Raw genomic sequence first — 8,247 nt, 5'->3', positions numbered from 1 at the left:
GCCGGCGTCGCCGTATCCGGACGGCGTCATCGTGCCCGTTCGGGGCCGGGAAGCATTCCGGGCCGACCGGCGTTGTCCACAACCAGTGGAACAGCTGTCCACAGCCTGTGGATAACCTTCCCCAAGGGCCGGCGCGGCGCTCGTCGCGACCGCCGGTCCGCCCTCCGGGGCCTCCCGGAGCGCTTCGGGACCCCGGATCGGGCTTCCGTCGAGTCAGTCGGATTTCGCTCTGCGCGTAGCGACAGGGCTACCGGAACACCTCCTGAGCGCGGACGGTTGTTCAAAACGACGTGGAACCGACCCAGAGCAGAGACACACGACCTCAGCGGAGTCGGTCAGCGACGATAGAGTAAGGAGGCACGGACGCCCGTCCTGGACGTTCGTGCACCGGCCCCGCCAAGATCTTGACCATCAAGGCGCACGGCACGTGAGGAGCACGAGGGCATGTTCGAGCGGTTCACCGACCGAGCGCGACGGGTTGTCGTCCTGGCCCAAGAAGAGGCCCGGATGCTCAACCACAACTACATCGGTACGGAACACATCCTGCTGGGCCTGATCCACGAAGGTGAAGGCGTCGCGGCAAAGGCCCTGGAGAGCCTCGGCATCTCCCTGGAGGGCGTCCGCCAGCAGGTCGAGGAGATCATCGGCCAGGGCCAGCAGGCGCCGAGCGGGCACATCCCGTTCACGCCGCGGGCCAAGAAGGTGCTGGAGCTGTCGCTGCGCGAGGCGCTGCAGCTCGGCCACAACTACATCGGCACCGAGCACATCCTGCTCGGGCTGATCCGTGAGGGCGAGGGCGTCGCCGCCCAGGTGCTGGTCAAGCTCGGCGCCGACCTCAACCGGGTCCGCCAGCAGGTGATCCAGCTGCTCTCCGGCTACCAGGGCAAGGAGCCTGCCGCGGCGGGCGCCGCGCCGGGTGAGGCCGCGCCGTCGACCAGCCTGGTGCTGGACCAGTTCGGCCGTAACCTGACCCAGGCCGCCCGCGAGGGCAAGCTCGACCCGGTCATCGGGCGCGAGAAGGAAATCGAGCGGGTCATGCAGGTGCTCTCCCGCCGTACCAAGAACAACCCGGTCCTGATCGGTGAGCCCGGCGTCGGTAAGACCGCCGTGGTGGAGGGGCTGTCCCAGAAGATCATCAAGGGCGAGGTGCCCGAGACCCTCAAGGACAAGCAGCTCTACACGCTCGACCTGGGCGCGCTCGTCGCCGGTTCCCGCTACCGCGGTGACTTCGAGGAGCGCCTCAAGAAGGTGCTCAAGGAGATCCGCACCCGCGGCGACATCATCCTGTTCATCGACGAGATCCACACCCTGGTGGGTGCGGGTGCCGCCGAGGGCGCGATCGACGCCGCGAGCATCCTCAAGCCGATGCTGGCCCGTGGTGAGCTGCAGACCATCGGTGCCACCACGCTCGACGAGTACCGCAAGCACCTGGAGAAGGACGCCGCTCTCGAGCGCCGCTTCCAGCCGATCCAGGTGGGTGAGCCGTCGCTGGCCCACACCATCGAGATCCTCAAGGGCCTGCGGGACCGCTACGAGGCTCACCACCGTGTCTCGATCACGGACGCCGCCCTCGTGGCTGCCGCGACTCTGGCCGACAGGTACATCTCCGACCGCTTCCTCCCGGACAAGGCGATCGACCTGATCGACGAGGCCGGTGCCCGGATGCGGATCCGTCGGATGACCGCGCCGCCAGACCTGCGTGACTTCGACGAGCGCATCGCCCAGGTGCGCCGCGACAAGGAGTCCGCGATCGACGCGCAGGACTTCGAGCGCGCCGCCCAGCTGCGCGACAAGGAGAAGCAGCTCCTCGGCCAGAAGGCTCAGCGGGAGAAGGAGTGGAAGGCCGGTGACCTGGACGTCGTCAGCGAGGTCGACGACGAGCAGATCGCCGAGGTTCTCGGCAACTGGACCGGCATCCCGGTCTACAAGCTGACCGAGGAGGAGACCTCGCGCCTGCTGCGCATGGAGGACGAGCTGCACAAGCGCGTCATCGGCCAGGAGGACGCGGTCAAGGCGGTCTCGAAGGCGATCCGGCGTACCCGGGCCGGCCTGAAGGACCCGAAGCGCCCGTCGGGCTCGTTCATCTTCGCCGGCCCGTCCGGTGTCGGTAAGACCGAGCTGTCCAAGGCGCTCGCCGAGTTCCTCTTCGGCAGCGAGGACGCCCTCATCCAGCTGGACATGTCCGAGTTCCACGACCGTTACACGGTCTCCCGGCTCGTGGGTGCCCCTCCCGGCTACGTCGGCTACGACGAGGGCGGGCAGCTGACCGAGAAGGTGCGGCGTCGGCCGTTCTCGGTGGTCCTCTTCGACGAGATCGAGAAGGCCCACCCGGACGTGTTCAACACGCTCCTGCAGATCCTCGAAGACGGTCGGCTCACCGACGGTCAGGGTCGGATCGTGGACTTCAAGAACACGGTCATCATCCTGACCACCAACCTGGGCACCCGTGACGTCGCCAAGGCGGTGTCGCTGGGCTTCCAGCAGTCGGAGGACTCCGAGTCCACCTACGACCGGATGAAGCAGAAGGTCAACGACGAGCTCAAGCAGCACTTCCGGCCTGAGTTCCTCAACCGGATCGACGACACCATCGTCTTCCACCAGCTGCGCCAGAGCGAGATCCTCTCGATCGTGGACATCATGATCCAACGGATCGAGGGCCAGCTGCGGAACAAGGACATGGGTCTGGAGCTGACCGACAACGCCAAGAAGTACCTGGCCGCGAAGGGCTTCGACCCGGTGCTCGGTGCCCGTCCGCTTCGTCGCACGATCCAGCGCGACATCGAGGACAACCTCTCCGAGCGGATCCTGTTCAACGAGCTGATCCCGGGTCAGATCATCGTGGTGGACTGCGAGGGCGACCCGGACGACATCGACAAGTCCAAGCTCGTTTTCCGGGGCTCGGAGAAGCCGATCGAAGTTCCGGACGCCGTCCCGGCCGACCTCGGTGGCACTGCCGCTGGCACCGCCGCCGCGGGCGTGGACGAGTAACACAACCGGCAAGGGGCGGGGCCCCGGTGGCGCAAGCCACCGGGGCCCCGCCTTTTCGCGCCCCCTCACCCCGCCCCGCCGCCGTCCCCGCTCCCCGTGAAGGGCTCGGCTCCCAAGATCGCGCAGCAACCTGGATGTAGTGGCATCCGGCGCGCCCGACACCGAGTGCGGGCGGCCGTGTGGCCCGTCAGTTGGCGCGCAGGATGCGCCCGTGGACGGTCAGGTGGTGAGGTCTGCTGTTGGCAGGGACGGGCCGTCACCGGCCAGGCGGAAGGAGTCGGTGCCGGCGGGTTCGACCAGCCCGTCCTGCACCAGCCCGGCTAGGGCGCGGGCGCGTTGCACGTCGTCGGTCCAGACCTGGTCCAACCGCTGGTGTGGGACCGGTCCGGTGCTGTCCCGGAGCACTCCGAGCAACAGACCGCGAACCTGTCGGTCGGTGCCCGCGTACCGCTGGGGTCGACGGGTCGGCCCGGCCGGCGCCTCCTGGCCGGACGCCCGCCAGGCGCAGACCGACTCGACGGGGCAGGCGGTGCAGCGCGGTGACCGGGCCGTGCAGATCACCGCGCCCAGCTCCATGAACGCGGCGCTGGCCAGTGCCGCTGCGGCCGGTTCGGTCGGAAGCAACTCTTCGGTGGCGACCAGGTCCGCTGGCCGGGTGACGGGCCCGGCGTCCGGTTCGCCGGCCACCGCCCGGCACACCACCCGTCGTACGTTGGTGTCGACGACCGGGTGCCGCTGCCCGTACGCGAAGGCCGCCACCGCCCGAGCGGTGTACGTGCCGACGCCGGGCAGAGCGAGCAGTTGCTCCAGCCGGTCCGGCACCTGGCCGCCGTGCCGGTCGACGATCGCGACAGCGCATTCGCGTAGCCGGACCGCCCGGCGGGGGTAGCCGAGGCGTCCCCACATCCGGATCGCCTCGGCCGGGGTGTCCGCCGCCAACGCGGCCGGTTCGGGCCAGCGGGCCAGCCAGGCCTGCCAGGCCGGCACCACCCGGACCACCGGTGTCTGCTGGAGCATGACCTCGCTGACCAGGATGGCCCACGGGGTGACGCCGGGCTCGCGCCACGGCAGGTCACGGGCGTGCTGCTGGAACCATCGGCTGACCAGTGTGGCGAAGTCGGGTTGAGTCATGGCGTCGTCGATGATGTCACGCCCGGCGTTCCCGTTGGGTGGGCGGTTCGGGCGGGGTGCCACGTCCTCGTTCGGCGGGCGGGGGAGAATGCGCGGATGAACGAGCTCGCGATCACCGTCATCGGTCGGGACCGGCCGGGCATCGTGGCCGACGTCGCGGAGGTGCTGGCCCGACTGGGCGCGAACCTCACCGACAGCACGATGACGCGGCTGCGGGGGCATTTCGCGATGACCCTCATCTGCACCGGCCCGGCCGCCGCCGAGGTCGAGGCCGCACTGGCGTCGCTGACCGCCGAGGGCCAGCTGCTGGCGACGGTACGCGCGGTCACCCCGGACGGCGATGTTCCTCCGGTGGGTGAGCCGTACGTGATGGCGGTGCACGGTTCGGACCGGATGGGGATCGTCGCGGCGATGACGAGGGTGTTGGTGGACGCCGGGGGGAATGTCACCGACCTGAGTACCCGGCTGACCGGTGCGCTCTACGTGGTCCTGGCGGAGGTCGAGTTGCCGGCCGGTGTGGCGGAGACTCTGCTCGACCGGCTGCACCGGACGGCTGCCGAGCTGGGCGTGGAGGTCACCCTCCGCCCGGCGGACCCGGACCTGTTGTGACCGGCGAGGAGCGTGGGCCGGCGGTCGGCCTGGGGGACTGGACTCCGGAGTCACTGGACGTGCCGGGCGAGGTGCGGGCGGTGGTGTCCGCCCCGCATCCGGTGCTGAGTCGGGCCGCGGACGAGGTCGACCCCACGGCAAAGGAGACGGTCCAACTCGCGGCCGACCTGATAGCCACGATGAAGGTTTCGCCGGGCTGCGTGGGGCTGGCCGCGCCGCAGGTCGGGGTGGGCGCTCGGGTCTTTGCCGTCGACGTGACCGGGCACCCCAAGGCGGTGACGGTGCACGGCACCTTCGTGTTGTGCAACGCGCGTGTGGTCGAGGCGACGCGGTGGAAGCCGGGCCGGGAGGGCTGCATGTCGGTGCCGGACCTGACGGGCGATGTGAAGCGGGCCAGCCGGCTGGTGGTGGAGGGTGATCTGCCGGGCAGCGGCGAGTCGGTCCGGCTGGTGACCGACGGCTTCGAGGCTCGGGCGTTGCAGCACGAGATCGACCACTGTGCGGGGCTGCTCTTCCTGGACCGGGTGGCCGGTGCGCACGCGGTCTATCAGCGCAAGGTCTACCTGTGACCGGGTGGCGGGCCGTCCTCAGTGGAGGGTTGCCTGGGCGCCTCGGAGTGGCTCCGGCGCGTCGCGCCGCACTGCCGGGTACGGCGCGGCTACGGTGGAGGGCATCATGCGTCTGACGGTCGGCCCCCTGGCACCCGCCGTGTACTGGCGGCGTCGCGCCGTCGTACTCGGAGCGGGGTTCCTGTTCCTGATTGTCCTGCTCTACTCCTGTACCGGTTCGGGTCGTTCCGGCGACAAGGATCCGAAGGCGGGAGGGTCGCCGTCGGCGACGTCCGCCGCGACGTCAGGCCCCGCAGGGCCGGTGCTGACACCGCAGACCGGCGCTCCGGCGTCGTCCGCGTCCGCTGATTCGGGTGCGACGAGTCCGAGCCCGGGAATCACCAGCAACACACCGCCGCTGGGCGCGGCGGCCGGTTCGGAGGACGACGGCACCTGCACCGACGGCGAGATCAGCGTGGTCTCGTCGGCGAGCCCGACCTCGGTGCAGCGGGGCGCGGTGGTCGAGCTGCAACTGAGGATCAAGAACACGTCGGACCGGACGTGCAGTCGCAACGTCGGCGCCGACCTCCAGGAGATCTTCATCAAGTCCGGGGCCGAGAAGGTCTGGTCGTCGGACACCTGCGGCAAGGTCGAGGGCTCGGACGTGCAGTCCTTCACGCCGAATTTCGAGCGCTCCTACCAGGTGCCCTGGAACGGGCGGGACACCAGCCGTTGTGACGGCGCGCTGGCCGGAGGACCGTTCCCGCCGGTCGGGTCGTATCAGGTGTTCGCCCGGGTCGGCACGAAGCTCAGCGACCCGGTGAAGCTCACCGTCACCGGCTGAGCCGGGTCAGACGTAACGTTCCAGGATGGATGCCTCGGCGAGCCGGGACAGCCCTTCACGGACGCCGCGGGCCCGGGCGTCGCCGACCCCCTCGACGGCTTGCAGGTCTTCCACTGTCGCGCCGAGCAGACGCTGGAGGCTGCCGAAGTGCAGCACCAGGCGATCGACCACTGCCACCGGCAGTCGGGGCACCTTGGCCAGCAGCCGGAAGCCGCGCGGGCTGACCGCGGCGTCGAGCGCGTCGGACGCGGCCGGGTAGCCGATTGCCTTGGCCACCGACACCAGGTCGATCAGCTCGGTGGCACCGAGCAGGTCCAGCTCGACGAGAGCCTCGTCCAGGGTGCGCGACTTGCGGCCGACGGGGAGGTAGTCCCGGATGACCAGCGTCCGGTCGGCGTCAACGCCGGCCATCAGCTCGTCGAGTTGGAGGGCGAGCAGGCGGCCGTCGGTGCCCAGCTCCACCACGTAGCCGGCGATCTCGTCGGCGATCCGGCGAACCATCTCCAGCCGCTGCACCACTGCCACCGCGTCGCGCACGGTGACCAGATCCTCGATCTCCAGGGCGGAGAGCGTGCCGGAGACCTCGTCCAGCCGGAGCTTGTAGCGCTCCAGGGTGGCGAGCGCCTGGTTGGCGCGGGAGAGGATGGCCGCCGAGTCGTCGAGCACGTGCCGTTGGCCGTTGACGTAGAGGCTGATGATCCGCATGGACTGGCTGACCGAGATGACCGGGTAGCCGGTCTGGCGGGCCACCCGCTCGGCGGTGCGGTGCCGGGTGCCGGACTCTTCGGTCGGGATGGACGGGTCGGGCATCAGGTGCACCGCCGCCCGGACGATCCTCGTGCCGTCGCTGGAGAGCACGACAGCGCCGTCCATCTTGCACAGCTCGCGCACGCGGGTCGCGGAGAACTCCACGTCCAGCGGGAAGCCGCCGGTGCAGAGGCCCTCGACCACCTTGTCGTAGCCCAGCACGATGAGCGCGCCCGTGCGACCCCGCAGGATGCGCTCCAAACCGTCGCGCAGCGCGGTGCCCGGGGCCATCAGGGCGAGATTGGCCCGTAGCGGATCTCCGGCGCTCCCGGCGGCCCCCGCAGTCACGCTCACGCTGATCGGGCGGGCGGGCGAGCCCACGGCGCCGGTGCGGGCCTGGGGCGGCGCGCCGGCTGGCTTGGTGGTATCGCGGTCGATCGGCACGGGCACAGTCTACGGACTGCCGTGCGGTGGGTGCTGTCGTGGTTACTGTGATGTGTCACGATGCCGCCCTTTCCAACGTTTCCCGCTTGCGACGTGCTGTCCGGTTTCGCCGCCCTCGTCGGCACGGTGGGTCACTCGGCGGACGCGCGAGCCGCATGGTGCAGCGCCGAACGGACGTCGGTGACCTCGGTCACCCGCATCTGCTCGGGGCCGGCACCGGTGCTGGTCGGGCCGCAGCCGGGCGGCACCAGGGCCACCTTGAACCCCAGCCGGGCGGCCTCGGCCAGCCGGCGCGGCACCGCCCCGACCCGGCGCACCTCGCCGGTCAGCCCCACCTCACCGATCGCCACCAGGTGCGGCGCGATCGCCAGGTTGAGCCCGCCGGAGGCGACCGCCAGAGCCACCGCCAGGTCGGCGGCCGGCTCCACCACCCGGATCCCGCCCACAGTGGCGGCGAAGACCTCCCGGTCGTGCAGGGTCAGCCGTTCGGTGCGCCGTTGCAGCACCGCGAGCACCATCGCCAGTCGCGCCGAGTCGAGACCGGAGACGGTGCGCCGGGGAGAGCCCGCCACGGTCGCGCCGATCAACGCCTGCACCTCGGTGACCAGGGCGCGCCGCCCCTCCATGGCCACCGTCACGCAGGTGCCCGGGACCGGTTCGGCGTAGCGGGTCAGGAACAGCCCGGACGGGTCGGCCAGGCTGCTGATGCCGCCCTCGTGCATCTCGAAGCAGCCGACCTCGTCGGCCGCGCCGAACCTGTTCTTCACGCCGCGCACCAGGCGCAGCGACGAGTGCTTGTCGCCCTCGAAGTGCAGCACCACATCGACCAGGTGCTCCAGCACCCGAGGCCCGGCCACCTGGCCGTCCTTGGTGACGTGCCCGACCAGCACGGTCGATGAGCTGCCGGACGAAGTCGAAGTCGGTCTGGCTCGCCGA

General features: G+C 70.4%; 6 protein-coding genes and 1 pseudogene. 4 read left to right on the top strand and 3 right to left on the bottom strand.

The genetic code is table 11. The features are described 5' to 3' along the window. The first annotated feature begins 444 nt into the window (after positions 1–444). A complete protein-coding gene (locus ABZ749_RS23205; RefSeq protein ID WP_355005940.1) occupies positions 445–2,988 on the top strand; it encodes an ATP-dependent Clp protease ATP-binding subunit in 2,544 nt (847 codons plus the stop codon). A gap of 219 nt (positions 2,989–3,207) precedes the next feature. Here the strand turns inward: ABZ749_RS23205 and ABZ749_RS23200 are convergent, their stop codons facing one another. Beyond that, positions 3,208–4,119 carry an A/G-specific adenine glycosylase gene (locus tag ABZ749_RS23200; RefSeq protein WP_357231016.1) on the bottom strand — a complete coding sequence of 304 codons (912 nt, stop codon included), beginning with the start codon at positions 4,117–4,119 and terminating at the stop codon, positions 3,208–3,210. Between the two features lie 96 nt (positions 4,120–4,215). On the opposite strand from ABZ749_RS23200, the gene ABZ749_RS23195 reads away from it, so the two are divergent. The 3 genes from ABZ749_RS23195 to ABZ749_RS23185 all read left to right on the top strand — a co-directional run bounded on the left by ABZ749_RS23195 (position 4,216) and on the right by ABZ749_RS23185 (position 6,120). After that, the gene (locus ABZ749_RS23195; RefSeq protein ID WP_357231013.1) at positions 4,216–4,728 is read left to right on the top strand and encodes an ACT domain-containing protein; all 513 of its coding nucleotides are present in this window, start codon (positions 4,216–4,218) and stop codon (positions 4,726–4,728) included. After that, complete coding sequence (locus ABZ749_RS23190; RefSeq protein ID WP_357231010.1) at positions 4,725–5,297, top strand: peptide deformylase; 573 nt, start codon at positions 4,725–4,727, stop codon at positions 5,295–5,297. The genes ABZ749_RS23195 and ABZ749_RS23190 overlap by 4 nt, the downstream gene beginning before the upstream one ends. A 106-nt stretch (positions 5,298–5,403) precedes the next feature. Then, positions 5,404–6,120, top strand: coding sequence for a hypothetical protein (locus tag ABZ749_RS23185; protein WP_357231007.1), 717 nt, complete (start codon positions 5,404–5,406; stop codon positions 6,118–6,120). 6 nt (positions 6,121–6,126) lie between these two features. Here the strand turns inward: ABZ749_RS23185 and disA are convergent, their stop codons facing one another. Together disA and ABZ749_RS23175 are read right to left on the bottom strand one after the other, a co-directional pair. Continuing rightward, positions 6,127–7,311: a DNA integrity scanning diadenylate cyclase DisA gene (gene disA, locus ABZ749_RS23180; RefSeq protein WP_030327921.1), complete on the bottom strand. Its 1,185-nt coding sequence runs from the start codon at positions 7,309–7,311 to the stop codon at positions 6,127–6,129. A gap of 131 nt (positions 7,312–7,442) precedes the next feature. Then, positions 7,443–8,247 (bottom strand): annotated as a pseudogene (locus tag ABZ749_RS23175) (DNA repair protein RadA); the annotation flags it as partial.

The organism is Micromonospora sp. NPDC047753 (assembly GCF_040642735.1).
GTDB lineage: Bacteria > Actinomycetota > Actinomycetes > Mycobacteriales > Micromonosporaceae > Micromonospora.
The sequence above is the reverse complement of the archived record's forward strand: the minus strand, read 5'-3'. Positions and strand labels throughout refer to the sequence as shown.